A 24345-nucleotide genomic window follows, 5' to 3' on the forward strand; every position below is an offset into this window, starting at 1 on the left:
CTTATCCTTTAGGGAAAGAGTTCGAAGACAGAGTCTTTCCATAACTCGTTTTCCCGTTTAATGTCAGATAGCCGTATTAACTTTGAGTGAAATATTATAATTTATGAAAATGTTATTAATTGGAATAATTGTAGTCTTAGCACTTGGTGCAAGTATAGGCGGATACGCACTAATGAACCATATGTTCGGTAATTACGGGCTAAGTCCTTATTCACAAAGTTATAATGGGAACGGCTATCCAACTACCTACGGTACGTTAATTCCCGTTCAACAAGCAATAACTTTAATGAAATCACCTCCAAGCTATGTCCACGTATTTACAAATAATAACAGTATTGTATTTACATCTCAAGAGATAAACTTAGTAGTTCTTACAATGGGTCATAAAAGAGCTGAAAACTTGACGGGTAGACCCTCTCCTACTGATGGAAATGTGTTTGTAATATACGGGCTAATCAACCCGACCTTAATAATCCCGCAAGGTGCTACAATTCATGTGACCGTTATTAATCTAGATGCTGGGGATTATCACAATTTCGTCATAACTACTGAAGCTCCTCCTTATTCCTACAACCTAATGATGGGAGGAGGAATGATGCAAGGAGGAATGATGAATGGTGGTAGGTTCATAACTATGATGCCTCTTCTACCTCCAGCTAACTATCAGACCGGCTATGCCCATGAATTTCAGTACACTTTTACATTACACCAAGGAGAGTTCTGGTATATTTGCACTTATCCCGGTCATGCTGAAGGTGGAATGTACGGGGAGATAATAGTAGCATGAGGAGATAAATATGGAAAACTATCAAGTCTTAGGTCTAATAGGTTCACTTCTCCTTATATTGGGATTCTTTATCATGCCCATGTTTTATTATGGTGGAATGATGGGAGGCATGATGGGGTATTACGGAGGTCCTATGCATTTCGGATTTCCCTTCTTAATAGCAATACCAGCTCTAGTTCTGGGTCTCATTGGTTCACTCATTAATGATAGGCAAATAGGAGGAATATTGCTCCTTATTGCTGCCGTTCTGTCTTTACCCGTATTTTTCGGCTTATTCGGAATCTCGTTCGTGTTATTGTTAATAGCTGGGATTTTGGCACTGTCAAAAAGAAGTTAAAACATTTTTGTTACGTAAACTATAGACCTCCCTAAGTTTAATAGAGTTAAGAGATTCTAAAGTTCCTCATGTTACCTCACATAGTCTCTTCCGTAGTCATAAATGTTCAATACTCTTGAGGAAGAATATAAAGAAAAGAAAAAAGAAAACGATAACTTCTGGTTCTCAAGATCTTGCTACTTCTCCCAGTTCCTTGAATATTAGATTGAAGTCGGCCTCGGATAACTTTACAAACACTCCATAGTGTCCCATAACACATACGGCATAGTCACCTGCTGCTACTGCCCAGCCGTGGAACGGTGTCCACTTCATCTTAGTTAACATGGTGAATCCTTCTGCCTCCATACTACCCATCAACGTGTTTGCTGCACACATCTTGGCTACTAGTTCAGCTATATCCTTTGGTATGTCACCTTTGTATCCCAGTAATTTACCATCCGCCGAGAAATGACCTGCAGCTATTACTCCCTTTATCTTCATTAACCTTTCGAGTTTTTCCTCACTCATTTTTGTTCACTTTTTATTATATCAATTATTAATATAAGATTTTTGCAAAACTCTTTTTAATTTCAAATAAATTATAACATATTTCTTTTCATTCTATCATGATAATAATGATAAATTATTCATAGTAGACTTAAAGACTATGAAATGTTTTGATAGTAAAGTTTATATAATAAAATTCTTTAATTTTAATAAGAATAATTTAAAAGGTAAAAATTCTAATTATTTACTCCAACTTTATACTATCCCATACTCTCTAATTCCCTTATCACTTTTAGTGCCTCACTTACGTGAGATGAAGGGTTTAACTGAGAGGAGTAAATATGGATAATTCGCCCATCGGTGTCTATCACAAAAGTCACTCTAGGCGGTATAAGTAAGCCTTTGACGCTGTATAACTCCCTTATCTTACCTTCTGTGTCAGATACCAATATGAACGGTAATTTATATTTCTCCTTAAACTTTTTATGAGAGTCTACATTATCACCGCTTACACCGATTACAACAGCGCTAAGCCTCTGGAGGTCATTATACCTATCACGGAAAGACATTGCTTCAACTCTACATCCTGGAGTATCGTCCTTAGGGTAAAAGTAGAGAATTACAAACTTCCCTCGGAAGTCCGAAAGTCTTATTTTTCTTCCTTCGTCAGTAATTCCTTCAAAATCAGGAGCCTGATCACCTATTTTTAGTTTCACATGATCTTAACGTATTTTTCGTATTTAATTTTGCTTACAAAATAGTCCTACCGTCTCCTTCTATAACGTATTGTAAAGAGATAAATATAAAGGAACTAGCACTTGCTAAGCGTAAATGAAAAGTCTACCTCTAATTACTAGATGAACAACTCTATAAATCTTGGAAAGTTCATAAGCTTCTAGAAAATCTCTGTATAGTCTTCCCCTCGAGGGACGTAAAAGATTACATCAGGATCCATGTGATCTGAAATCTAACTTAGCAATAACATTTTTTAAACAAAACTACAAGATAAATGAACCTTGTGATAGTGGGTTACTTTGACGGATTATGCGAGCCAAAAAACCCAGGGGGAATAGCAACCTTCGGTTATCTCATAATCTTGGATAACGGAGAAAAAATAAAAGGTTATGGGCTAGCTGCAAAGCCTTTCTCAAAGGACTCTACTAATAACGTAGCTGAATATACGGGAATAATATGCCTAATGGAGGAGCTGAAAAGACTCAATGCATTTCAGCCTATAATTAGAGGCGACTCTCAACTTGTGGTAAAGCAGTTAAACGGAGAGTATAGAGTTAAGGCACAGAGAATTATACCTTTATATAAGAGGGCTTTAGAGTTGAAAGAGGAATTAGATGCTAAAGTAGAATGGGTGCCTAGAGAGTTAAACACCGAAGCAGATTACCTAAGTAGGGTTGCTTATGATTTAGTTGTAAAAGGAAAACTTACTGATGTAGGATGCAAAATTTTTGATCATTAAAAATACGTTTAATAATAGTAAGCAGCTGATAGACTGACTCCTCCCAGCCTTAGAAGGGCTTTCGGTTCTTCTTTACTGGAGAGATATATTTGTGAGCCATTAGAGTAGCAATTTGTGAATATAACTAATCCGATATAAAGAAGTTGAGCATTAGTGAAAAACTGAGCGTTATTAAAGGAAAACGATGTTAACATTATGTGTTAATGACTGATACATAAAACCATTGTTGAGAGGTTAAGTTAACTAGTCTCATGTTTTTAAACGCTACAATCTAACCAAAGGTAGATACTTCCATTATTGATGTTTGCACCACGGCATTATTACTTGTTACTGTCTGAATTTCAATAAACGAATATTCTGTTCCCGTTATAAACACTGGAGGAGTATTTCCGTTGTTTGAAGTATTTACACCGAGTCCGTCAACTTCTACGATGAAATGAAGAGAAGGTTCAAGCGTTATAGGTAATGAATCGGATGCATACAATCTACCTCTAACTAATAGATTATCTACGCCGTAAACTTTAGACAGAAGCATGAATTCTTGAAATGCTTGCGTGGAATCAGTTCCCGGTGGCGCATAAAAATCAACATCTGGATCAAGATGATCAGAGATTATTATTGGTATTCAACAACGTATTTGCTAAAGCAAGTTATAAGTTTTTTATATTTACAAAGCAGAATCTCTAAGAATAAAGCCTCATTGATTAACTAAAACAATCCCGATAGTGCTTATACGTTAACTGTGAGGAGAAATTTAAAAACATTGTACGTTTTAAGAAAATCTTTATTATATGAAAGAAGAACTACACCAATTTACTCATAAAAAAGGATCGAAATAGTTTTAAAGTTATTAGAAACCCGGATTAAATTTTACTACAGTCCTTACCATCTGACCGTTAGATAAATATAATAAGACGATGTAAGTGTTACCGGGTGTTAAATTCGTAGCCTGAGGAAATCTTATAGTGACTTCATTTTGTCCTTGATTTAAGGTGCTTGGATACACTTGAGTAGTGTAAATAGTAGTGCTTTCAATAGAAGCTCCAGTTATTGATAAACCGTATCTATTCGCCATAAGGGTTACTTTGGCTTCACCGTTTTGGTTAATTTGACCTATCCCTATCTGATATACATCAGTACTTGCAGGGGGTATATTAGGAACAGGTTGCGAGCCGTATGTTGGTTGAGTGCTATACGGGGGATACCCTCCTTGGGGAGTTCCAGCAGGTGGATAAGCTGAAGCCGGATATCCACTACTCGGTCCGTACGTTAGTCTTCTCACTATCTCGTCTACGCTTATATATGTTAATATCCAGCCTATAAAGGAAATACCTGGTATAATTATTAAGATTCCACCAATCTTCATCATATCGTTTGAATAAACCCCTCCTAAGTTGTATATTGTTATGCCTATCAGCAAGTAACCTACGAAAGTGACTATTGCACCTAGTAATGCTAAAACCCCTCCTATAGCAGCTAACGCTAAGCTACTCGCACTAAATATAGAAGCAGCTACACCTATAACGGCCAATAAACCCCCTATAAAGGATATCAGTATTCCAAATGGTAGTATTTTTAACCCAGTGAAGCCGTTATTAACATCTTTCCCAGTCATAGCAAACGATTGGAATGTTGTTCTCAGTTTAGGAATTCCTATTATAAATAGTAGTATTAAACTAACTATGGAAACTATTGCACCAACACTTGCGAAAAGTCCTATATATCCTAAAAGCGTGATAATGATAAACCACAAAGATGCGTCCTTTAATTGCTGCAGTGCATTAACGTCTTGATAATATGGAGAGTTAGGTAATGGATTGCTCATATAAGTGTAATTTCTTAATATTGAAATATAAATCTACTCCTATATTCTAGTTTAGAAATTAATTTAATATAAAAACTTAGAATTGTTAAAAAGTGTTTTGAGTTTTAAGGTAATGCTATTTATCATTTCATTATATAGAGCGATTGACGTTGATTAATACAATAGACGTAAATTTAGATTTACTTGGCTAAAATACATCTTTAGCCTATTACGGGAATTAACATAGCCTTAATGATCGCGTTTAAGAACGTTACTATTCTTAACTTTAGCTTAGGTAATCACTATTAACCGATATTTCGTTATTACCATATCTTTTACCTAACCTTGTGAACGAGATAACCCCAACATAGTTTTACACCATCATCTAATCTCTAAGTACCTGAAATGAACCCATTTCGCTAAAGGGAAGAACCATTCGTGGAAATTTTTACAAAAACAGATGTTAAGAGGGCTAAAAGTTTAATCCTTTCAATGTGGAGACTTCAGATCCCTAACATTATAACTGCTCCCCCCTTCGGCATACTCGTCCGTTCTGATGCCCGTTTAATGATATGTCCAGTGTAAAGTTATAATGTATTACGCCTCTATCGTCAAGGAAATAAGTTAAATATTCTTTGAATAAAGAAATATATTATGGACGAAAAAGAAATAGTTCTTACCGCTTTGGAGCAAGTTGACAAATGGTACGTCCAATTAGCAGGAATAAAAGAAGATACTTTGTTAATAGTGTCAAAGAAACCAGTACCAGAAAAACTAGTGGTAAACGGAAAGGAGTACAACGTTAAGTATTACACACCAGAACAATACATCGAGACCATTAAGGTGAATGAAGAAGAATTTAGGAGTTTTCACATATACTATTTCGTGAAGATTTACATGAGAAAAGTACTGGACATTCTAACCCAACTGGAAGTAGAAAAGATGAGCCTAAATGAAAACCAACTGAGGTAAGAAAAAATTACTTTATGGCAACTCTTTTAGATTTTCCCTCCCACCTGGGTAGACCTTTCACGAACCGGATATCTGCATGAACGAAAGCTACAGCTTGAATATCTGCAGCTATCAACTCTTCAGACGGTTTATCCGTTTCGATCAGTATCTCGAACTTAGCAGGCTCCTTAGTAAATACCAACTGGTATTCTCTAATTTCCGGATACTTCACTAACACCTCGTTTATCGCCGTTGGATAAATCTTTACCCCCTTGTAAAATATTACGTCATTCACCCGTCCATAGGTCATGTTAATTAGCTTTTTTATTCTCCTTATTTCGCTGCCTAGTTATCCACGTTGTTATTTCTTAACTTCAAATTTAACTAGTAAATTCCGTTTCCGAGAATAGTAGAAATCTCGAAAAACTAACTTAAAGCCACTGTAATACCCTAAAACTGTCAGATTTAATAGTCAACAGCTTCAACATGTTGAAAGAATGTAAAGTTTCCAATAAATTCCAGGGGGAAGTTAGGATTGTGAAATAGAACGTACGAGTCAGGCTAACTCTTTTTAGGAAAATACGCGATTTATTTTACGAAAGTATTAAAAGTTAGGATTTCACACGTTTGTGGAAATGAGTGAGGATCAAGCTATTAACCCACTTGAAGTAACGAGATATTATCCAGAAAAAGGTCAAGTTGAGTTAACAATAGCATTACCCCAAGAGAGATTCTTGTGGAACGCAGATATTCACCCAGTCCCGGTCAAGCAGAGGACATGGGGTCCCTTAACTTATTTCCTAATATGGGTATCAATGGCATTTATAATACCCAGTTGGACTTTAGCGAGTGTAGGCATTGTCATGGGTTTAAATGCGTTACAATCGATCCTCATCGTCTTCTTAGGAAACGTAATTGTCTTAGTCCCTATGATAATCCAATCTCACGGCGGAGCAAGGTACGCTTTAGCTGAACCGCAACTAACTAGATCGAGGTGGGGAATATACGGAGCAATATTCCCAAGCTGGCTCAGGGCTGTCATAGGAGCTGGTTGGTGGGGCATAGAGTCTTACATCATTACTGAGGCTACAACTGCTATCTACGCAATCATGACGGGTAAAATTAACGTTATAGCCTATACTGTGTCTCACTATGCCGATTATCCTTTCGTGTTGAGTAAGGACTTCCCGAACATATTTTGGGGCACTTTTGCCATAGTCATATTAGCCCAGATATTGGTCTTTTACTTCTCACCAATAACTAAAGCTCAGCCCGTATTAAAGTGGTTGGCAAGACTGAGCGGACCTATAATACTCTTAGGATATCTCTTAACGTGGTCTTACTTCATGCAAAAAGTGAATTGGAACGTTAACATTCTTTCTTTATCCACCTCTTCTGGCAACCTCCTCAGCATGTTAGCTTTCTTAAATGCCAACATCGCGTTCTGGGCTACTATGGCTATAACAATGCCTGATTACACAAGATTTGCTAAAAGTCAAATAGCCCAAACTTTAGGACAAATACCAATGCCCTTCCTCATGTTATCTATCGCAGCTATGTCAACTATGACTACTGCTTCTTCCCTCAAGCTCTACGGACAACCTATCTGGGATCCAATAGTCCTTGTGACCTTACATATGCCACCTTCCCTAAACGTCTTTGTGCTTTTCACTTTCATCTTAGCTACATTCACGGTAAACGTATTCGCTAACGCTGTAGGCCCCGCTTACGATATAGCCAATACTTTCCCTAAGAAGTTAACGTGGTTTAAGGGGTCCTTGATCCTAATCGTTATAGGTTTAGCATTAGGAGCGTGGAGTTACTATGGTAACGCTTATAGCTATATTGAGAGTTGGTTGTTGACTTACGGTGGTTTGCTGGGAAGTGTGGAGGGAATAATAATCTTCGATTACGCCTTGATAAGGAGGTTTAAGTTCGAATTATTAGACATTTTCTTATCCAATGGACGATTTAGATACTGGAAAGGAGTAAACCCTGCTGCTGTAATAACGTTCCTAGTTGTTTCCTTAATACTGTATTTACCTTACCGTGGAGAAAACATATTGTTAAGTAACGCATGGGTATTTTCTTTCATAGCTTCAGGTCTAATTTATACACCGCTAATGGTACTGTGGGTAATTCCAAAATACCAGAAGGACTTAAGTGGTTCACTTATTACTGGTTACTACTCTGATGTTACAAAAAAGATATTTAACATCTCTCAGAAAGATGACGATAGAAACAGTAAAGATACCCTATGAGTACGGAGGAGACGCCGAAGGAAACCTCAAATGAGTAAAGCATTAGGGTAGCGAACAAATCGTTACGCGTTAATAGAACAGTCAGTCCCGAAATCCCTGCTATTCCTATGGCGATAAGGTTAACGGAAGCTAGGAGACGTGGGAAGAGAAGACCAGTATTGTAAGCTAGCTTAAACAGAGCAAGTGACAACGCACCAGTTATTACGGCAAAGCTCACGTGAAGGTAGAGGAAGCCCTCTGAGAAACTGACCTTGAGTTTCCCAGCATCTGCGAGAGCTCTAGCTAGACCTAGAGAGAATGTTACGACAAGTAGTAAATTTGTAAAAAGGGAAAGTTTATAAACTCTCTTTAGCATACTCAACCTCATTCACCTTTACTTCTTCTAGATCTGCTTTAGCCCTTAGGAAACGTAGATTAGACATAACTTGAACCTTAACACTTTCGATTACTGAGAGCCAAGCAGTATCTAGCTCTTCGTTCCTTATTTTTACCTCCATTTCCTTAGCCAAAGACTTTACTCCTAAAAGACATTCAGAATTTACTGGACATCCTCCGCACTTATATGTTTCATTTTCAGCGTTATAATAGATAAGTTTCTTGTCTTGCGTTACGAATGCTATTCCTTCTGTAACTGAGAGACCGTTATGAGAGGGCTTATAAGGTAACAAGACTTTAAAGGATAACGCGTTGTCTATAAGTAAACCTAGAGCCCTTAGCTTATTTACAATATAGTAAAAGTAACTTTTACTAATCTCATCCCATTTCTTGTCAGATGCTAGTACCCTTAAGTATGTCTCGTCTCCTAGTCTTACGAAGTCGTCGTAATTGATAAATACTACATCGTTTGTAAGAACTGGTCTATTTACATTAACAACCCGTAATAAGCACGTAAATTATAATTTTTAGTGTAATTAAAAATAACTGTATTCCTAATGACTCACATTAGGAGCATTAACAGAGTTAACAAAACGTCAGGATAACGGATTAACAAGTGTGTTACTACTGCTTACGATTTAATTCAAATTAATTATCACGAAATTTGAATTGAAGCATACCTATCCCTTTCCTAATTAAAATTAATATTTAATATTACAACTTTCAATAAATAGAAAAATAATAATAATTAAAATTAGTTCACACTATTGAGACCTAAATTAAATTATGTAAAGTATTAACTTAATGAATGAACGGCAGTGTATTACGGATTAATTTTAACTACTTAACATAACTAGTCCTTTATTATCGTCTACTTTATACTCAATAATCATTTTTTCACTATATATAACTATATAACTATGTATCACTCTATTTACTACTTAAACTATGTAGAGAATATTTTAAGTAGACTTTCTATCTATGTATAAAACCATGAATAGGCCGGAATCCCTATTTAAGCCGATAGATTCCCTAAAACTGACTTTTACACATATAAAGATATGGTATACTGCAGGGATGGGATTTTTCACAGACGCATACGACTTATAGGTTATATCCTGGCAACTATAATTGATGCATACAAGTATGCAGGAATTACAATACCAGGCTTTACCGAATACTTAGTAGGAAGTAATGCAGCTTTCTGAACTGGTTTACTGGCTTCCATATCACTAATCCCTTAAGCGGTATTTCAGCCTTAATTTTACCGTTTTGAGTCTCGACTTTGTCAGCTCCCAGCACATTCTTAAAAGTGAAATGAGGGTCTGAAAGCAATTCTATTACCACAGTCCCGTGAGGGTTTTTTACTTGGTTTACGTACTCCACGACACAATTCGTGTGATAAGTTATTATACTTAATCGACATAATTTATATACTTCTCAATACCGTACATAGTCAATAAAACGCTTAATTCTATACTCTACCACATCCTCTCTAGCATTCGGCTAACCCTTTAGCCCTCCTCAAAATTTTCAACCAATCTTCCCAGCTTAGTCTCCCAGTCCTAGTATTCTGGGCACTCACGTGATAACTAACTAACACTTTATATTTTCCAACTTCGATCTCTTTACCGTGCTCGAAATCAGCTTTTATTCCTAATAATAGTGACACGCTGTAAAAAGCTACCCTACCTAAAGGGATAATGACCTTGAGATACTTCAAAGAGTTAATTTCCTTTAGTAACCAGTTTGCCGAACATTTCTTTATTTCTTCGTTGGTGGGTCTATTCTTGGGAGGAGCACACTTCACAGCATTAGTTACGTATACACATTTGAGCATAAGACCATCGTCCTGCGAAACACTTTCCGGTTTATTAGCGAGACCTATTTCATAAAGCCCCCTGACCACCCATTGCCCTGATTGATCTCCAGTAAAAGCCCTCCCAGTTCTGTTACCACCGTGGGCTGCGGGGGCAAGTCCTACAATAAGGATCTTGGCATTTGGATCGCCAAAGCCTGGGACTGGTTTCGCCCAGTAATTCCATGACTTAAACCGCGGTGGAGGGATTATGGACTTGACGTAATCTCTCAGTCTGGGACATAGATTACAAGAAAAAAGAGACTCACCGGCTAAGTTCATAAAAGACTTTACGTATAAAGCAAATAAAAGTGATTTCTTCTATACCCTAATATAATGTGTCATACTCACCTACTATTAAACGATGAATAAAATAACCGTTACATAGTATCATTAAAAACCTGACCTTTTCGCATTGCCGATGTTTGATAAACTTCAATCTATAGGTGGAAAACCTTACGTCATTTAATACGTAAACGTTTATCGAGGTTCTCATGGTTTCGATATAAAAGCTTTGTACTTTTTCCCTATCCTAACACCAATTAATATAAATTGTAAAAATACGATATGTAGGCATGGAAAGCGGTGCCAGAATACTCCTTTCTAAGTTGAAGGAAATGGGTGTTGATAAGATATTCATGGTCTCGGGTACTGATTATGCAGCTTTCATCGAGGAGAAAGTGAGAGACCCCTCTCTGCCCGATTTTATAGTAGTACCCCATGAGATAACTGCAGCATCAGCTGCTCTAGGTTATTCTTTAGCAGGAAAAATAGGAGTAGTCGCACTCCACACACTTCCCGGTACAGCAAACGCATTGGGTATAATCATTAACGCTTACACTTCCCGTATCCCCCTTATAGTAATAGCCGGGAGAAGCCCTTACACGGAAGAGGGGAGTACAGCTAGCAGGAATTTACGTATTCATTGGACCCAAGAAGCTAGGGATCAAGGTGAAGTCGTTAGACAGTGGGTCAAGTGGGACTTCGAGATAAGGCGTGCTGATCAGGTGGAAAAAGCTGTAAACAGGGCTTTTCAGTTAGCGTTTAGTGAACCTACTGGTCCAGTTTACCTCATGATTCCCAGAGAGGTAAGTGTGGAAAAAACTGAGAGAAAGTACGAGAGACCTCTGGCTACTTTTTCACCGGGAGTTAGAGAGGAGGATTTAATCAAGGCTAAGAAGTTAATAGAGGAAAGCCAAAACCCCGTTATTATCACTTGGAGGGCTGGGAGGAAGAAAGAGTGGTTTGATAGTCTAAAGTCCTTTGTTGACGAGGTAGGTATCCCAGTTCTGCATTATGTAGGTGAAGTGGTAAATTATGAAGGTGAGATGGGAGTAGACTATTACGACTTATCTCAATCAGATTTGCTCATAGTAGTCGAATCTGAGGTACCTTGGATTCCTAAAAAGGTGAAAGTTAAGGGAAAAGTAATAAGGGTTGACGTCGATCCCTCATACTCATATATACCGTTTTACGGTTTTCCTTGCGACCTATGTGTACAGTCTACGGTATCTGAGTTCTTCTCTAGGCTTAAGGTACCAGAAAAGAAGGAACTGAAGGAGAAGATTAAAGAACTCCACACTGTACAAGAAAAGAAGAAGGCAGAGGAGATTGAAAAGCTAAAGAAGATGAAGGTCATTCATCCGAGGTTATTATCATATTATGTGGGCAAGTTAGGGTTAACCATATTTAACGAGTATCAATTTAATCCTAAATATGCACACCTAACTTTCGGGCAATATTTCGCAGATCCGGGCTTCGGTCACTTAGGTTGGGCATTAGGGGGTGGTGTAGGTTATTCTATCGCTAGTGGAAGGAAAGTAGTAGTTACAACGGGTGACGGAAGTTTCATTTTCGGGGTTCCAGAGGCCTTTTATTACACAGTTACGACATATGGAGGTGATGTACTAGTAGTGATATATGACAACGGTGGGTGGTTAGCAAGTGCTGAGGCTGTAGACGAAGTATTCCCAGAGGGTTTAGCAAAGGCCAAAAGAATCTATCCTGGAGCAGATTTTAGAAGATACAACATAGGGGAGACTGTAAAAAGTTTCGGTGGGTATTTTAAGTTAGTTGAGCGGCCTGAAGACATTGAGGATAGTCTAAAAGAGGCGTTGAAATACAAATTAGCCGTTGTTCAAGTTATAGTTGAGAGGACTAGATGATAAGTAATGACCTTGAAACTTAAAAGATCGACTGACGATGTTAGAACCAATTTAATCAAAATTTAAATAAAAGTGAATATACCACATCTCAAGAGAAGATAGTTAATGAGTGTTTATTCACAAGATATTACAATCCAAACTACTAAGGAGAGAATACTAAGCTTACTGACGGATCCCTTCCTCCTCACTGGAGTCTTTGGTCATATTAACATACTACAGATTTATGACCAAAAAGAAGGAAAATATGTGAAACCTTCTTCACTTTCAAGCTTCTCGAACAAGTTCTTAGTATTGTACATCTTTGGTACACCAGACACAAAGCTGAACTTCTTAGAAGGGGAAATGGAAGGGCCAGTATACACGTCAGAGGGTATAGTTTATAGAGGATGGGAAAAAGACCAAAAATTTACTTGGGAAATGAAATTCCAAACCAAGGCAGTAAAGCCTATGGAGACGCTAGTAAGAATAATTGTGAATGCTGACTACAAAGTATCTGGTCTAGACAAATTACTAGGGAGGACACCTTTCGCCTTAGCTCAACATATAGTACAAGATCACATAATACCGTACGTGAAATACTTTCTAAAGACCCCTAGTGGAATTGGAATAGATGATATCACACCGACGAAAATACTGGAAGAACAAGGTACATTTAGCCAAATATTACCAAAGATAACAAAAGCAAGAGAAGACGTAGAATACGGAATAGCAATAATAAAAGGAGAAGACGTAAACGGAAGAATACTAATTAAAGACGGAAAAATTACGAAAATAAATGTGAATTACAAAGGACAAATAATACAAGGACAGGACGCTATTCTCGAACTAGTAAGTTTACTAACTCCAGTCAGAGTAACACTTTACGCAGTATATATAGATGAAGTGTTGATGACAAAACTCGAAAAATACGCACTCGCTACCGTTTCTCAAGAAACCAGCCCTGAATGAATTAAAAAGAAGTAAATTGATATAGTTTGCATAATTTTTATCAAATCTAAACTGCTAGTTTATAAAGCGGAAATATATTTAGTTTTTTGCTGAAAGTATAATTTAATGAGTGAAAAAAAAAGAAAAACAAACCAGACTTAATCCTTGACCTAAGAGGAGAACCTTGTCCGGAACCCCAGATAGAGATCGTAAAAAGGCTTAACCAGATGAAAGAAGGTGTTGAGATTATAAGTGATAACGAACCAGCAGAGCTTTCAATACCAATGATATGTGAGTCTAGAGGTTATCCATGCGAAATAAAGAGAGATGGTAACACTTTTAGAATTAGGATCCTTAAAACTAAGTGATTTTGCTATTACTTTCAGAGATCAACTTCTTAAATCGTAATGCATCATCAAAAGAGTAGATGTTATTGAACATTACATACGACTCGTCGGTTACCATATTCTTCAATAAGTCGAGGTCGTCATCAGTGTACTTGTAAGAATAGTTCACTTCACCTTTTCCTATACCGTGAAGTCTGTAGTATTTCACCGTTGTTAATGAAGTGTGCTTGAAGGGGTCTACTACGTGAATCACACCGGATTCCTCCACTACCTTCCTCAATAACTTCAGCTCATTATACCATTCTCCCCTAGGTTCCCAACCGTATTTAAATTTCTTATCAAGGGTGGAGAAATAGTCTATGACAGCCCTAGCGTTACTCTCGGAAGGTTTAAAGGAGGCAGGTGTCTGGAAAATGATAATCTTAGCGTTCAACCCCTTTGCCTCCCTTAACGTGATCTCAGTAGCTTCTCTAACTTCCTTAGTATCCTTAAACGACCCGTAATTTTTAGCATCTCCGAACTTATGTTTCATTCTCTTGTAAGTACTCGTGTTATACTCGTGAGTTATTATTTGTAACGCCTTTATTGTGAGCTCTACATTATTTTCTTCAGCTAACTTCCTCCATTTTTGTAATTGAGTGTCGCTAACAATGTCGTAAAATGTTTGTTGCACTTCTAAGGCGTCAAAATACTTGAAGTGCTTATAGGTGAAACCGCAAGTACCTACCTTAATCACAATGTAAATCTTAGCGCGAAGGTTTAAAAACCGAATTCCCTTAACATCTAATTCCTAGTTCCTCCTTAACTTCGTCAAGAACTTCGTCTTTCAATTCACAAAGCCACTTAAGGTATGGCCTGACCTCATCCCTACCTATGATTCCTACATTAATCAGTGGTATCAAAGTTACGTACCACGATAATACCCTTACAGTTAGGTTTTTATCCTTTAGGAGTTGAAAGAAATACTCAACATTTTTTCTAACGTCCTCCATTGTGAGCACATTGTTACTGATAAAGTTGGGTACTTCATTCCAAGCCCTATATCTTGTACCCGTATCGTCGAAACGCAATAATTGAATAAGGTATTCTCTCCCTAAATCATTTTGATGTCTAAGTACGTAGTTCCAAGCTTCGTGCTTTATTTCCTTATCTTCACTCCTCAGTAAAGCGTCTAACTCATCTGTGGGGATAACTTCTGAGCTATTCAACTTTTTAATAATCTTTTCCTTTTCTTCCACAAAATTAAGTAAATGCTTAAAGTAATTAAATAACCGAGCTCACTGTAAACTCAAGAATTTATTATCCTACGCTACATGAAATGATGTTTAATAATAACCGTAAAATAAAGGTCTAAGGCGGATAATAAGGGATTGAATGAAAACAAGAAATATTAGGGTTTTCTTCACGTACAATAATAACCTCATAATTTCTTGGTTCATTATTATAATACTTACTTCTTCTACGTCAATCTATTCTTGGTGAGTAATCTTTTAAACACTACTTAGTCTTTACTCCAATAATGTTTGATAAGTTAATATCCGGTTTGGCTGGAGGAATTTTTGAATTATTTTTCTTTGTAAACGACCTATCTATATTTGCGGTTATTTCGTATCACCTAACTCATGTATCTTCCATACTACTCGGCATAATTATTCACATAATTGCGGCAGTAGTTGTCTTTACAATCGGAGTAACTATTATTGAGGCGAGTGGTATAAGGTCAAACAGTATCCCGTCTTCAATAGTGCTAGGACTTCTTTTCGGTTCTTCCGTCCTCTCCATTTTCAGTTTACCAATTCACTTAATCCTCATACCTTATACGATCACGTTACCGTACGTAATAGCTCATCTTACTTACGGTCTGGTATCTTACTTAATTTATTACTTGATACAACGAAAATAGAGGACGAGTTTATAATCTTTCACATTTCAAAAACAAGGTAGTCATGCAGTCCTCTTCATTACTCCTTTTTCTCCTTGGCTTGTAGTCTTGAATGCTTCTCTAAAGCTCGTTATTATACTCAGTAAACCTATGAGTCCAACAGTCATTACTACTAACAGGAAGCTCACATCTATAGCGTCGAGGTTAGGAATTGAAATCCCAGTCGAGATTGCAAAGTTGTCTATCTGCGGAAATGCTATTATAAGTGCACCAACTACCATGAACACTAATCCGCCGTAATATAGCACCCTGCCTGCGGATTTCCTGGCTACATAAGTGATCTGTTCTTCGCTAGCCTTCTTAGCCCTCAGTATATTTCCGAATATTGCTCCAAATATTATCTGCATGATCATTGTACCTATGCCGAACATTAAACCTGGGAGAGGAGCGTAAATGACACTAGGTAACTGCGGAGCGAGGACGAAAGTTATTATCGTTGCATAAGCACCAAAGCCGAAGCCAGCAATCAGACCATGCACAACTGTCATTCTTAATGGTACATCCCTAGGAATTTCGTGGCTTCCGTGCTTCATTAAAGCGTCTATCGGTAAATGTAAGTACCTTCCCTTGAGGATATAAGAACCTGCTATTGCCATTACGAAACCTACGATTATGTACACCGGACCGTCTAAGTTGTACTCTTTGTAAATAGCTGCAAGGCCTATATAACCGAGAGTGGTTAACAGAGCTCTCTGTGCAGTGAATCCTGCTGAGAATAGGAATCCTGCTTTCATCCCTCCCTTCGTACTGTATTTTCCTATGGCATAACTGAAGGTTATAGGCCAAGTATGTTCGTCAGGTGTAGCACCGTGTAGCATTCCTAGTATTAATGATATTAGGAGGATTTCTGAAACTAAGAGACCTGTAGGTGGGTTCAAAATTTCGCTTAGTCCTATCATTTTGGGTAACCCTAATAATTACACTTATTCCGTTGCTTTTAAATTTATCGTTAGTAAAAAGAGCTAGAAAAAATGATTATAATTCTAGACTTAGATAGTTAGAAACTAAGTAGAGTGTGCAACTTCCTATACCTATATTCACATCCGACTAATTGTTCTGATACTTTATTTTAAGTCATAATCTGTGCACTCCTATCATGACTAGCCTATCACAACAATTAACTTTCAGTAGTATCTCGGAACTTTAATAAAGAGATGTTAGTACGTTTCTCTCCTCAACTCGTTTTTAAACTAGAACTGAAGTAATATCAGAAGGACTGAATCCTTTTTCATAATAATAAAAATCTTCTTTTTATATTCATTTATTGATTAATTTCGTGAAAAAGATGATGAAAAACTAAGGAGGTTTATCAACCCGATGGGGGCAATGCCACAAGGGTTAGAGAAGTGGCATAGAGATGTTGTTGCTGTGTTGAATCTACGCCTACGGGGTGATGGGAGCAATGTTCTAAGCCCCGTAAACGGAGATGTGAGCCACATGCCTTTTGGCTCGAAGGAGACCCATGACCCAGCTGGTAGGTGGTTGAGAGCTAAGTCCCTACACTTGATACATAAAATGATTGAAATGAGAGTGTAGGGACAAACTGAGTGCTATCGCTACAGAAGTCAAAGGTGTACTGAATACTGAAAATAGTCCTAACAAAGGTGAGTTTATGATAATCCTCCCTAGACTTCAGGGTGACTGCCACGGGCTAAGAACCCTCAAGACTATAATCGATGTTTTACCGAGTGAGCATAGTGACCTCCTAGCTGGTAGAGACGAGATAGAAGTGGATGACAAGCTGTACAATATTTTTGTAGAGCTCGAGTCTCAAGTTCCTTTCGATTGGAGGGGGAAGAATATTCTGTAATCCTCAAAGAGATTTACTAATCTAGAGTGATCTGGTGAAAAGTTAAATTCTATTGAGCAGCTAATCTCTTCTCACCTTCTATTCTAACGCTTGTCTAACTATCATAGCCCACTAACTACAAGTTATAATGAGTGATTATGAAAAGGTTTCTACATCAAAAACGCTGTCTCACCAAGCTCAGAGGTGTGGGCGTAATTCTACATAGCCTTAACTGTAGGTAGATATGCTGTGTCTGACTTCTTCCCCGCCAGCGATGGTTCCCTCCTCATAGTTCCCACTATAAGTTCGGGCTGATCGGTGGTCCACGGAACCAACCCCAAATGGTAAGAAGTTGTGCGGGACTTTCATCTAATCCCTTAAAGGAGATAGTAGTTCATCCTCCCTTAATCCCATTAATCTAACATCGTTATAATCACTAGAAGAAGAATAGTTTAGAAAATGTTTAAATTATCTATAAAGAGCTACCCCTTGGCAAGGCTTTTCTTCCCTTAACCCTCAGAGTAAAGTCCTTTGATACTAATTTATCTCACACATACTCTTTTTTGACGTGAAGGCGTTTACTTATATCTCTTATCCATAAGACAGACCCGATAAGAGATAATACTACCCCTTGGAGTAGGACGTCCTTTGGGTAGCTTACCACATAAGCCTTAGTGACCTTGAAGATCAGTGTTACATTATAGTACTGAGAAGTATTAAGTACTTTCCCGGTCGTGGTATTGATCTCTTTCAAGAGGACAAACTGGTAATCCCCACTACTTAGACAACCTGAATAGGGAGTTACTACGGTCGTATTTGATGAGCCGTTAAGTATCGAGATTATAGCCCTTACGTCACTTTTGTTTTCGACCAAGTTAATGCTCACACTATTAACGAAAGACGGTATACTGACGCCGTGTGAGTGAAGGAAGTTAACTGTAGTCTGCGTGTTACCGCTTATGGTAGTAAGAGATAAGAATACCATAGTCAGTCCTAATGAGAGTAAAAGTAAACCCAACCTGATCAAAACTCCATCACCCTAAACTTAAGGTAAGATATCAAGAACAAAACTAGAGCTAATACGACGTCCACCTCGACACCTGTTATTGCATAAGGGATTACCGTGAAATAGGTTGAGGGATTGATAGAGTAAGCCAAGATTAACGGATATACATTCATGAAGGAGGTAATACTCAAGGAGTTGTAATTTATCCCTCCTATTATTATTTCGTAATTTCCAATCCCTCCGATAATGAAAATCGAGCCTAGAGTGAACATTGAGGCTAGAGTTGCAGCACCATTAGTCCTCAAGAGGACGGTGTAGAACAGTATTACTGACGTGGAGAAGAAATAACCGGCTGTGTAAATTAAACCCATGAACATTGTGAGGTTGTTGATGAGAGATAATTCATATAAATACCAGAAATAAGTGGCTAACCACATGAGGTAAGGTATAACTACGTCATTGAAATAACTCATGAAAAAGAAAGCCCTTCTCTTTACGGGCATCATCAGGAAAGATACTATACTCCCTGAGTTCATGTGGTCTCCGAAGACGAATATTATGTTCCTTAACGCTAAAGCTACAGCTACCGTCTCGGGGATACTTATTACCGGTATATTAGCTAAAACCAGAGCGTAATTAAGGAAGTCCTCTCTTATCAGGAATGAGGGGATAAATATATAACCCACTAGCATAGTCGGCAGGATCATCTGTAACGTCGGGTCTTTGTACCTCTCCTTAAAAAGTATTTTAAACACCTGAAAGCTTTCTGAAGACGTCATCCAGGCTCACCTTCCTGATACTCAATACTTCCACATGGTTATCATCAAGAATATCTATTACCTTTCTCATTTCACTCCTGACTTTAATGTAAGGGCCGTCTTCTGCGGGGTTAAAGTCTTTGAGCACTTGTAAAGCCCTTTCTTTATCTTTGACGAGAATCAATATCTCATCACCTTTTAGCATGGATTCCACATAGGAGAGCTCTCCAAGAGCCTTTACCATCCCGTCGTCAATGAAGACAAGATGATCAATTACTCTCTCTAACTCTGATAATATATGAGACGATATGAAAAAGGTGACCCCGTAATCACGTGCAAGGGCTTTAACCATTTCGTAAAACTCTATCCTCGCTTGAGGATCTAGGTTAGCCGTAGGCTCGTCAGCTATTACCAACTCCGGTTTTTCAATAGTGAAGCTATAAGCTGTATTTTCTGTGCTTGTCCTGATGAAAGTTGAGAGACCCTCTTTCTCATGTGTTCCTGTAGGTCGAATTCCTTAATCAGTCTGGTTAAGTCTCCGTGAAATAAGCTGTTCAAGTCCTCGAGATATTCCCTAACCGTATCATTGGAAGGATAAGGTAGTTTAGTGAAGATAACGGACACCTTTTTCCTAAGACGCGGATTATCCCACGGGTCTTCACCCAGTACATATAATTCTCCTTTGTCCTTCCTGAGTAGTCCCGAAAGGATTTTTATGGTCGTAGTTTTTCCAGCTCCATTAGGTCCCACAAAGCCCGTAATTGAACCCTTCTTAACGGAAAAAGTGAGACCTTTTAAGACTAATTTTCCTCTAAAACTCTTGATTAATCGTCTTGCAAAAATAACGTCCACAATCCCTTTTTTAACTGTTAATTATTATAATTTTTCCTAATTTTTGAAAGAGCACAAAAGCTTCTCTCTATAGTCAAGGATCTTTGAACTAACTTCCAAAAAGTCGTTAACAAGTGATGAATCAAGCTTTCGATAGCTTAATACCTCGTTTACGCTCTCCTTCAATAATACGTCCCTAGACTTCTTGTCTAATGAACGTATTATTTCCACACCTTCCTTAAAGTGATACTCATCACTCCAGAGATTGAACCTCGTAACAGGCTTATTCATTATTTCGTAGACATAGTAGAGGGGTTTCCAAGAAAGTAACGAGTGTCCGTGGTCTACAATATATCCGTTGCCCTCCTCGTCAGCCATTAGGTGGTCTTGTTTGAGGTCTATGTTCAGAACCCATTCCTCAAAAGGTAGAGCTTTCTTAAGCTGAGCCAAGTTTCTAATGTCAGTAGGATTTATGACCTTTCTAGGTAAATACTCCATTACTAAACCCTCGTGAGTCAGACTTACCTCCAGTACTGGGATCCCTAATATATTACCCAGTCTTGACACAAAGAGTTCGCTGAAAAGTTCATATGTTCCGTGGACTTCATCTTCCTCCTTAAACCTCTTTGTAAATTTCATCGCCTTGTAATTATCTTAATGCTTAAAAATTCTCTGTCTGTCGTGAGTCTAACCTTCACTTTTTCCTTTACACTGTCTTACTTGTTATACAAGTTATCCTTTCTAGTTCCGCTTTCATTCTCACCTTGATGTCTACATCTAAAGGCAATTGAATGCTGTTTATCAAAGTCTTAAACCGCGTTGTTAGCCAGTTGAGGTAAAGGAGTGAGTAAAACACTTTAGACTTCTCAACGTCATATAATATACTTTTTACATTATCCAATGTCTTTATATTCCTCACAAACGATCTTTAAACCGTATTTCTCACAAAAACCCTTAGGTTCTTCAATCATCTCTTTTAGTGGGTTCATTTTACCGCTTACTAACTCTCTCAAGGGAAAGACTTCTTTACATAACTTACCCCCGCATTCAGCGTCAATTAGAAAGGAAGTCTTGTCCAAGACGTCTATTAAATCCTCGATTTTGAATGAGAGCACTTCTTTCATAAGTACTTCCTTGCTCATTATACTACCTTTTACATCTTCAGCCAAAAGCACGTCTATCACTTTTATTATCTCGGCATACTCCTCTTTCATTTGATCAATTTCGCTCAAGAGTTCGCATTCTCCACCTTTCGAGGAATATGGTAAATTACAAATAGAGTTTATAATATCCTCTAGAAAGGCTTCATAATTCTTGAACCTTTCATCCTCTAACCTAAGGCTTTTTAAATCTCGTAATAATCTCTGTATTTTCTCCCTGATCTCATTGATCTCTTCTTGTCTCGAAAATATATTGTGTACATAGGCCATGCAGGCAACTTGAGATGAACATACCTTATTCAATTCCTCAAAATTATAGATCTCGTTGATCTCATCTATCATTAAAGGTGTTAAAACTTCGTGTAAGCGAATGGTGGAATCCCTCATCTGAAGGCATTCTTGAATTGAAGATTGCTTTTTCAGCTCGTCTATCTGGGTCTTAAGCAAATCAGTTTGCTTACGGTAGTAATAGATAGTCCAAATTAAAGCGGCTGTTGAGATAATTGAACTGAGACCTGATGCTGAACTTAATATCTGGTTTAAGAGCGTCATGAGAGTAAGATCAAAATTGATCGGGAATAAGATTGACTGAACCTATTGTTTCTTCAGAATTACAAAAATTAGCATGTCTAACGGTCCTTTACTAATTATTAACATTTTTTAATTTTCAAATCATTAATATTTTTATGTACAAGAGAATAGAAATTAGAAAAGACGGATTAGGCTTCTGTTATCAAGGATCGTGGATAAGCATTACCGCGACCGACGATTCATTAATTATAGCTGAAGAAGTAACCTATGAAGTTCCGGTGGGAAGTCAGTTCTCAAAGATAAGACTATTGGTGAAGAACGGCAAAGTTTACGCCGAGACTCCTTTAGGTACTTCTGAACTTAAAGATCCATCACAAATCCTTGAAAACCTCAAAAAGATTAACGAAGAGGTGGTCAAAACCAAAAACATAGAATTATACGAGAAAATTAAGAAACATATGTCGTACTAAACTCCACGATTTTGCGAATTAACGGACATTACCAATCCCATAATGAGTAGTATATTTATCCTACATTACGCGTGTCATGAAATCTTGGAAAAAGTATTTTGAGGAAAAGTAGGAAATTTTTTGACTACTGTTGTAGATCTTAATCTAAATAGGTCTAATATTCGGAGCTATATTAAGTCTCATTATTTTCAATCAAAAATAATTAAGGAAAAGAGTTTTTCCTTAATCTTTTTAAACTTACATTTAGATTTATCTAGGCTTGCAACTAAATCAGGAGAAAATTTGGTCAAAACTACTAACTTATCATTCAGCCTTTAGCGCCCTCTCAAAGGGCCTTAACACTCCTCTCTTCTCCATATCAATCGTGAATAGGGCTATCCATCCTCCCAGTAGCCATCCTCCTAACACATCCAAGGGCCAATGGACACCTACGTAAACCCTCGAATAGGATACTAGTAAAGCTTCGATTAATAGAGGAACCCATACCCATCTTGGAGCTGTAAAAGCTAAGACTATCGCCCCATCTCCTACAATTAACGCATGTCCTGACGGGTAGCTGAAATCGTGAGGCTCACTGACTAATAGATAATCGGGGAAAACATAATAGAATGGCCTTAGTTGTGCTACTAAATATTTGCTTCCCTCACCAAGAATTATGGCGAGTATAAAGGATGCAGCTAAAGTTATTGCTATTTTTCTAGTCTTCTTGAAAATGAGTAGTATTGCTATTACGGGAATCCAAACGTATTCCCTTCCGTATTTAGATAATAAGACCATTATAGGGTTAAGAAATGAAATTTGGTGATAATTTATCAGTTTAAATACCTCGACGTTTAGGGGGATATTTTGTTCCCCAACTACTTTTACATACAGTGTAAGGGCTATAAATAGAATAAGTAGAACCCAATACTTTTTCATATGACTATTGCTACTATATTTTACTATAAGGTTATCCGTATCCAATTTTTTTATATATAAACTATATACATGAACCTTATTAGATGGGCGAGATCTCTATAACATATGACAAATTATTACGTTATAATCACCTCAGTTTTACTACTATTCCTGAATTTCTACCACCCATACTCTTTGCTATTATTAATACCATTACTCATCTCCGTGACTAATCTAAAGCTACCTAGAGTTATAGCACCCATATCATTGTTGCTATCTTTACCTTTCCACGATATCATCATAACAGCACTAGCGTTACAACTTGTCATTCTAACCGGGGATTAAAATGATTGACGTGATCAAATCTGTAATTTTAGGTATAGTACAAGGTATTTCCGAATGGTTACCCATAAGCAGTAAAACACAAGAACTCCTTGCTTCTCACTTCCTCTTGGGACTTACAATAACCGTAGCTTACACCTTTGGTCTCTTTATGGAAATGGGATCTATTGGCTCTGCGTTGATTTACTTTAGAAAAGACGTCACGGCTGTTTTTAGGGATAAGTTCTTACTCAAATTCCTCATAGTAGTGACCCTAGTAACGGGTCTTATAGGCGTACCGCTTTACGTTATCTCCGATAAGTTATTACAGAACGCTTACAACCCCTCTATTCCTATGCTCTTACTGGGAATTGTATTAATACTGGATGGTATATACATCAAGTTTACAAGGGAGAGAATAAAGCCACGAGAGCTCAGAGAGGTATCCCTAAAGCACATGATAATTATAGGCTTTGCCCAAGGGTTAGCCGCCTTACCTGGAGTAAGCAGGTCAGGCATGACGGTATCCACAATGCTTTTATTAGGTATAAAGCCTGAGAACGCGTTCAGGTACTCTTATTTAGCATACATACCAGCTGCTTTAGGTGCCGTCCTCACTACACTCTTATTCACTAGGCATAACGTCAGTTATGCAGTTCATTACATCGGCATTGAGGGTCTGATGATAGCAGTTGTGACTGCCTTAATAACTGGCATATTGGTTATAAGGGTATTGATGAGAATAGCCAAGACCACTAAAGTATACATAATCAACTTCATGTTAGGAGTTATTGCAATTGCAGTAAGCTTGGTAACCTTATTTCTCTAAACGTATTACAAAGTAATTAACCTTCTTACGAAAAATATA

At 37.6% G+C, this 24345-nt stretch carries 30 protein-coding genes and 2 pseudogenes; 14 read left to right on the forward strand and 18 right to left on the reverse strand.

The window, feature by feature from the left end; all coding sequences use genetic code 11:
• Positions 1–103: 103 nt before the first annotated feature.
• Together D1868_RS07570 and D1868_RS07575 are read left to right on the forward strand one after the other, a co-directional pair.
• Positions 104–787, forward strand: a complete 684-nt coding sequence (locus tag D1868_RS07570; protein ID WP_156007041.1) for a cupredoxin domain-containing protein — start codon at positions 104–106, stop codon at positions 785–787.
• Positions 788–797: 10 nt separating this feature from the next.
• Positions 798–1124, forward strand: coding sequence for a hypothetical protein (locus D1868_RS07575; RefSeq protein ID WP_156007043.1), 327 nt, complete (start codon positions 798–800; stop codon positions 1122–1124).
• A gap of 165 nt (positions 1125–1289) precedes the next feature.
• Here the strand turns inward: D1868_RS07575 and D1868_RS07580 are convergent, their stop codons facing one another.
• Together D1868_RS07580 and D1868_RS07585 are read right to left on the reverse strand one after the other, a co-directional pair.
• A complete protein-coding gene (locus D1868_RS07580) occupies positions 1290–1631 on the reverse strand; it encodes a DUF2173 family protein (protein WP_156007045.1) in 342 nt (113 codons plus the stop codon).
• A 239-nt stretch (positions 1632–1870) separates the two neighbouring features.
• Positions 1871–2326 (reverse strand): peroxiredoxin, encoded by a 456-nt coding sequence (locus tag D1868_RS07585; RefSeq protein ID WP_156007048.1) that lies wholly within the window; start codon positions 2324–2326, stop codon positions 1871–1873.
• Between the two features lie 302 nt (positions 2327–2628).
• Here D1868_RS07585 and rnhA point away from each other — a divergent pair, with 302 nt between their 5' ends.
• Complete coding sequence (rnhA, locus tag D1868_RS07590) at positions 2629–3084, forward strand: ribonuclease HI (protein ID WP_156007050.1); 456 nt, start codon at positions 2629–2631, stop codon at positions 3082–3084.
• A gap of 271 nt (positions 3085–3355) precedes the next feature.
• Here rnhA and D1868_RS07600 read toward each other — a convergent pair whose 3' ends face one another.
• Together D1868_RS07600 and D1868_RS07605 are read right to left on the reverse strand one after the other, a co-directional pair.
• Positions 3356–3619 (reverse strand): hypothetical protein, encoded by a 264-nt coding sequence (locus D1868_RS07600; RefSeq protein ID WP_156007054.1) that lies wholly within the window; start codon positions 3617–3619, stop codon positions 3356–3358.
• Between the two features lie 315 nt (positions 3620–3934).
• Positions 3935–4909: a DUF973 family protein gene (locus D1868_RS07605; RefSeq protein ID WP_156007056.1), complete on the reverse strand. Its 975-nt coding sequence runs from the start codon at positions 4907–4909 to the stop codon at positions 3935–3937.
• Positions 4910–5542: 633 nt separating this feature from the next.
• Here D1868_RS07605 and D1868_RS07610 point away from each other — a divergent pair.
• Complete coding sequence (locus tag D1868_RS07610) at positions 5543–5860, forward strand: hypothetical protein (RefSeq protein ID WP_231112341.1); 318 nt, start codon at positions 5543–5545, stop codon at positions 5858–5860.
• A gap of 7 nt (positions 5861–5867) precedes the next feature.
• Here D1868_RS07610 and D1868_RS07615 read toward each other — a convergent pair whose 3' ends face one another.
• Positions 5868–6149 (reverse strand): phenylacetate--CoA ligase family protein, encoded by a 282-nt coding sequence (locus D1868_RS07615; protein WP_156007060.1) that lies wholly within the window; start codon positions 6147–6149, stop codon positions 5868–5870.
• Positions 6150–6474: 325 nt separating this feature from the next.
• On the opposite strand from D1868_RS07615, the gene D1868_RS07620 reads away from it, so the two are divergent.
• Positions 6475–8100 (forward strand): NCS1 family nucleobase:cation symporter-1, encoded by a 1626-nt coding sequence (locus D1868_RS07620; protein WP_156007061.1) that lies wholly within the window; start codon positions 6475–6477, stop codon positions 8098–8100.
• Here D1868_RS07620 and D1868_RS07625 read toward each other — a convergent pair.
• The 3 genes from D1868_RS07625 to D1868_RS07640 all read right to left on the reverse strand — a co-directional run bounded on the left by D1868_RS07625 (position 8051) and on the right by D1868_RS07640 (position 10615).
• Entirely contained in the window at positions 8051–8455 is a 405-nt protein-coding gene (locus tag D1868_RS07625) for a hypothetical protein (protein ID WP_156007064.1), read from the reverse strand. The two genes, D1868_RS07620 and D1868_RS07625, sit on opposite strands and share 50 nt — an antisense overlap.
• Entirely contained in the window at positions 8436–8768 is a 333-nt protein-coding gene (locus tag D1868_RS07630) for a hypothetical protein (RefSeq protein WP_231112342.1), read from the reverse strand. The genes D1868_RS07625 and D1868_RS07630 overlap by 20 nt, the downstream gene beginning before the upstream one ends.
• A 1202-nt stretch (positions 8769–9970) precedes the next feature.
• Positions 9971–10615, reverse strand: a complete 645-nt coding sequence (locus D1868_RS07640; RefSeq protein ID WP_156007068.1) for a uracil-DNA glycosylase — start codon at positions 10613–10615, stop codon at positions 9971–9973.
• Between the two features lie 293 nt (positions 10616–10908).
• On the opposite strand from D1868_RS07640, the gene D1868_RS07645 reads away from it, so the two are divergent.
• The 3 genes from D1868_RS07645 (at position 10909) to D1868_RS07655 (ending at position 13793) form a co-directional block, all read left to right on the forward strand.
• The gene (locus tag D1868_RS07645; RefSeq protein WP_156007071.1) at positions 10909–12498 is read left to right on the forward strand and encodes a thiamine pyrophosphate-requiring protein; all 1590 of its coding nucleotides are present in this window, start codon (positions 10909–10911) and stop codon (positions 12496–12498) included.
• A gap of 105 nt (positions 12499–12603) precedes the next feature.
• Complete coding sequence (locus D1868_RS07650; RefSeq protein ID WP_156007073.1) at positions 12604–13446, forward strand: hypothetical protein; 843 nt, start codon at positions 12604–12606, stop codon at positions 13444–13446.
• A 140-nt stretch (positions 13447–13586) separates the two neighbouring features.
• Positions 13587–13793, forward strand: a complete 207-nt coding sequence (locus D1868_RS07655; protein WP_156007076.1) for a sulfurtransferase TusA family protein — start codon at positions 13587–13589, stop codon at positions 13791–13793.
• Here the strand turns inward: D1868_RS07655 and D1868_RS07660 are convergent.
• Both D1868_RS07660 and D1868_RS07665 read right to left on the reverse strand, forming a co-directional pair.
• The gene (locus tag D1868_RS07660; RefSeq protein ID WP_156007079.1) at positions 13786–14508 is read right to left on the reverse strand and encodes a DUF72 domain-containing protein; all 723 of its coding nucleotides are present in this window, start codon (positions 14506–14508) and stop codon (positions 13786–13788) included. The genes D1868_RS07655 and D1868_RS07660 overlap by 8 nt on opposite strands.
• Positions 14509–14548: 40 nt before the next feature.
• A complete protein-coding gene (locus D1868_RS07665) occupies positions 14549–15010 on the reverse strand; it encodes a hypothetical protein (protein WP_156007082.1) in 462 nt (153 codons plus the stop codon).
• A gap of 281 nt (positions 15011–15291) precedes the next feature.
• On the opposite strand from D1868_RS07665, the gene D1868_RS07670 reads away from it, so the two are divergent.
• Entirely contained in the window at positions 15292–15675 is a 384-nt protein-coding gene (locus D1868_RS07670) for a hypothetical protein (protein ID WP_156007084.1), read from the forward strand.
• A gap of 41 nt (positions 15676–15716) precedes the next feature.
• Here the strand turns inward: D1868_RS07670 and D1868_RS07675 are convergent, their stop codons facing one another.
• Entirely contained in the window at positions 15717–16613 is an 897-nt protein-coding gene (locus D1868_RS07675; RefSeq protein WP_156007087.1) for a hypothetical protein, read from the reverse strand.
• A 401-nt stretch (positions 16614–17014) separates the two neighbouring features.
• Between D1868_RS07675 and D1868_RS07680 the strand changes: the two are divergent.
• Together D1868_RS07680 and D1868_RS07685 are read left to right on the forward strand one after the other, a co-directional pair.
• Positions 17015–17250, forward strand: a pseudogene (locus D1868_RS07680) (transposase family protein); the annotation flags it as partial.
• A 76-nt stretch (positions 17251–17326) separates the two neighbouring features.
• Positions 17327–17524 carry a hypothetical protein gene (locus D1868_RS07685; RefSeq protein WP_156007089.1) on the forward strand — a complete coding sequence of 66 codons (198 nt, stop codon included), beginning with the start codon at positions 17327–17329 and terminating at the stop codon, positions 17522–17524.
• A gap of 526 nt (positions 17525–18050) precedes the next feature.
• Here the strand turns inward: D1868_RS07685 and D1868_RS07690 are convergent.
• From D1868_RS07690 to D1868_RS10940, 6 genes and pseudogenes are all read right to left on the reverse strand, one after another.
• The gene (locus tag D1868_RS07690; RefSeq protein ID WP_156007091.1) at positions 18051–18530 is read right to left on the reverse strand and encodes a hypothetical protein; all 480 of its coding nucleotides are present in this window, start codon (positions 18528–18530) and stop codon (positions 18051–18053) included.
• The gene (locus D1868_RS07695; RefSeq protein WP_156007093.1) at positions 18527–19288 is read right to left on the reverse strand and encodes a hypothetical protein; all 762 of its coding nucleotides are present in this window, start codon (positions 19286–19288) and stop codon (positions 18527–18529) included. Before D1868_RS07695 ends, D1868_RS07690 begins: the two co-directional genes overlap by 4 nt.
• Positions 19257–20119: pseudogene (locus D1868_RS07700) on the reverse strand (ABC transporter ATP-binding protein). Before D1868_RS07700 ends, D1868_RS07695 begins: the two are co-directional and overlap by 32 nt.
• A gap of 36 nt (positions 20120–20155) precedes the next feature.
• Positions 20156–20737: a hypothetical protein gene (locus D1868_RS07705; protein WP_156007096.1), complete on the reverse strand. Its 582-nt coding sequence runs from the start codon at positions 20735–20737 to the stop codon at positions 20156–20158.
• A 67-nt stretch (positions 20738–20804) separates the two neighbouring features.
• Positions 20805–20999, reverse strand: coding sequence for a hypothetical protein (locus D1868_RS07710; protein WP_156007099.1), 195 nt, complete (start codon positions 20997–20999; stop codon positions 20805–20807).
• Entirely contained in the window at positions 20992–21810 is an 819-nt protein-coding gene (locus D1868_RS10940) for a hypothetical protein (protein WP_196770231.1), read from the reverse strand. The genes D1868_RS07710 and D1868_RS10940 overlap by 8 nt, the downstream gene beginning before the upstream one ends.
• 134 nt (positions 21811–21944) lie before the next feature.
• Here D1868_RS10940 and D1868_RS07720 point away from each other — a divergent pair, with 134 nt between their 5' ends.
• Complete coding sequence (locus tag D1868_RS07720; RefSeq protein WP_156007101.1) at positions 21945–22259, forward strand: hypothetical protein; 315 nt, start codon at positions 21945–21947, stop codon at positions 22257–22259.
• A gap of 303 nt (positions 22260–22562) precedes the next feature.
• Here D1868_RS07720 and sepP read toward each other — a convergent pair whose 3' ends face one another.
• Entirely contained in the window at positions 22563–23177 is a 615-nt protein-coding gene (sepP, locus tag D1868_RS07725; RefSeq protein WP_156007104.1) for an undecaprenyl-diphosphatase SepP, read from the reverse strand.
• A 105-nt stretch (positions 23178–23282) separates the two neighbouring features.
• On the opposite strand from sepP, the gene D1868_RS07730 reads away from it, so the two are divergent.
• Entirely contained in the window at positions 23283–23501 is a 219-nt protein-coding gene (locus D1868_RS07730) for a hypothetical protein (protein ID WP_156007107.1), read from the forward strand.
• Between the two features lies 1 nt (position 23502).
• On the forward strand, positions 23503–24306 hold the full coding sequence (locus D1868_RS07735) for an undecaprenyl-diphosphate phosphatase (protein ID WP_156007109.1): 804 nt from the start codon (positions 23503–23505) through the stop codon (positions 24304–24306).
• The last annotated feature ends 39 nt before the right edge of the window (positions 24307–24345 follow it).

The organism is Stygiolobus azoricus, from assembly GCF_009729035.1.
GTDB classification, from domain to species: domain Archaea; phylum Thermoproteota; class Thermoprotei_A; order Sulfolobales; family Sulfolobaceae; genus Stygiolobus; species Stygiolobus azoricus.

What these genes read in the sequence shown, in the direction of transcription:
- D1868_RS07570 (WP_156007041.1), top strand. Translation starts at nt 104, where the DNA reads ATGAAAATGTTATTAATTGGAATAATTGTAGTCTTAGCACTTGGTGCA.
- D1868_RS07575 (WP_156007043.1), top strand. Translation starts at nt 798, where the DNA reads ATGGAAAACTATCAAGTCTTAGGTCTAATAGGTTCACTTCTCCTTATA.
- D1868_RS07580 (WP_156007045.1), bottom strand. Translation starts at nt 1,631, where the DNA reads ATGAGTGAGGAAAAACTCGAAAGGTTAATGAAGATAAAGGGAGTAATA.
- D1868_RS07600 (WP_156007054.1), bottom strand. Translation starts at nt 3,619, where the DNA reads ATGCTTCTGTCTAAAGTTTACGGCGTAGATAATCTATTAGTTAGAGGT.
- D1868_RS07605 (WP_156007056.1), bottom strand. Translation starts at nt 4,909, where the DNA reads ATGAGCAATCCATTACCTAACTCTCCATATTATCAAGACGTTAATGCA.
- D1868_RS07610 (WP_231112341.1), top strand. Translation starts at nt 5,543, where the DNA reads ATGGACGAAAAAGAAATAGTTCTTACCGCTTTGGAGCAAGTTGACAAA.
- D1868_RS07615 (WP_156007060.1), bottom strand. Translation starts at nt 6,149, where the DNA reads ATGACCTATGGACGGGTGAATGACGTAATATTTTACAAGGGGGTAAAG.
- D1868_RS07620 (WP_156007061.1), top strand. Translation starts at nt 6,475, where the DNA reads ATGAGTGAGGATCAAGCTATTAACCCACTTGAAGTAACGAGATATTAT.
- D1868_RS07625 (WP_156007064.1), bottom strand. Translation starts at nt 8,455, where the DNA reads ATGCTAAAGAGAGTTTATAAACTTTCCCTTTTTACAAATTTACTACTT.
- D1868_RS07640 (WP_156007068.1), bottom strand. Translation starts at nt 10,615, where the DNA reads ATGAACTTAGCCGGTGAGTCTCTTTTTTCTTGTAATCTATGTCCCAGA.
- D1868_RS07645 (WP_156007071.1), top strand. Translation starts at nt 10,909, where the DNA reads ATGGAAAGCGGTGCCAGAATACTCCTTTCTAAGTTGAAGGAAATGGGT.
- D1868_RS07650 (WP_156007073.1), top strand. Translation starts at nt 12,604, where the DNA reads ATGAGTGTTTATTCACAAGATATTACAATCCAAACTACTAAGGAGAGA.
- D1868_RS07670 (WP_156007084.1), top strand. Translation starts at nt 15,292, where the DNA reads ATGTTTGATAAGTTAATATCCGGTTTGGCTGGAGGAATTTTTGAATTA.
- D1868_RS07675 (WP_156007087.1), bottom strand. Translation starts at nt 16,613, where the DNA reads ATGATAGGACTAAGCGAAATTTTGAACCCACCTACAGGTCTCTTAGTT.
- D1868_RS07685 (WP_156007089.1), top strand. Translation starts at nt 17,327, where the DNA reads ATGATAATCCTCCCTAGACTTCAGGGTGACTGCCACGGGCTAAGAACC.
- D1868_RS07695 (WP_156007093.1), bottom strand. Translation starts at nt 19,288, where the DNA reads ATGACGTCTTCAGAAAGCTTTCAGGTGTTTAAAATACTTTTTAAGGAG.
- D1868_RS07705 (WP_156007096.1), bottom strand. Translation starts at nt 20,737, where the DNA reads ATGAAATTTACAAAGAGGTTTAAGGAGGAAGATGAAGTCCACGGAACA.
- D1868_RS10940 (WP_196770231.1), bottom strand. Translation starts at nt 21,810, where the DNA reads ATGACGCTCTTAAACCAGATATTAAGTTCAGCATCAGGTCTCAGTTCA.
- D1868_RS07720 (WP_156007101.1), top strand. Translation starts at nt 21,945, where the DNA reads ATGTACAAGAGAATAGAAATTAGAAAAGACGGATTAGGCTTCTGTTAT.
- sepP (WP_156007104.1), bottom strand. Translation starts at nt 23,177, where the DNA reads ATGAAAAAGTATTGGGTTCTACTTATTCTATTTATAGCCCTTACACTG.
- D1868_RS07730 (WP_156007107.1), top strand. Translation starts at nt 23,283, where the DNA reads ATGACAAATTATTACGTTATAATCACCTCAGTTTTACTACTATTCCTG.
- D1868_RS07735 (WP_156007109.1), top strand. Translation starts at nt 23,503, where the DNA reads ATGATTGACGTGATCAAATCTGTAATTTTAGGTATAGTACAAGGTATT.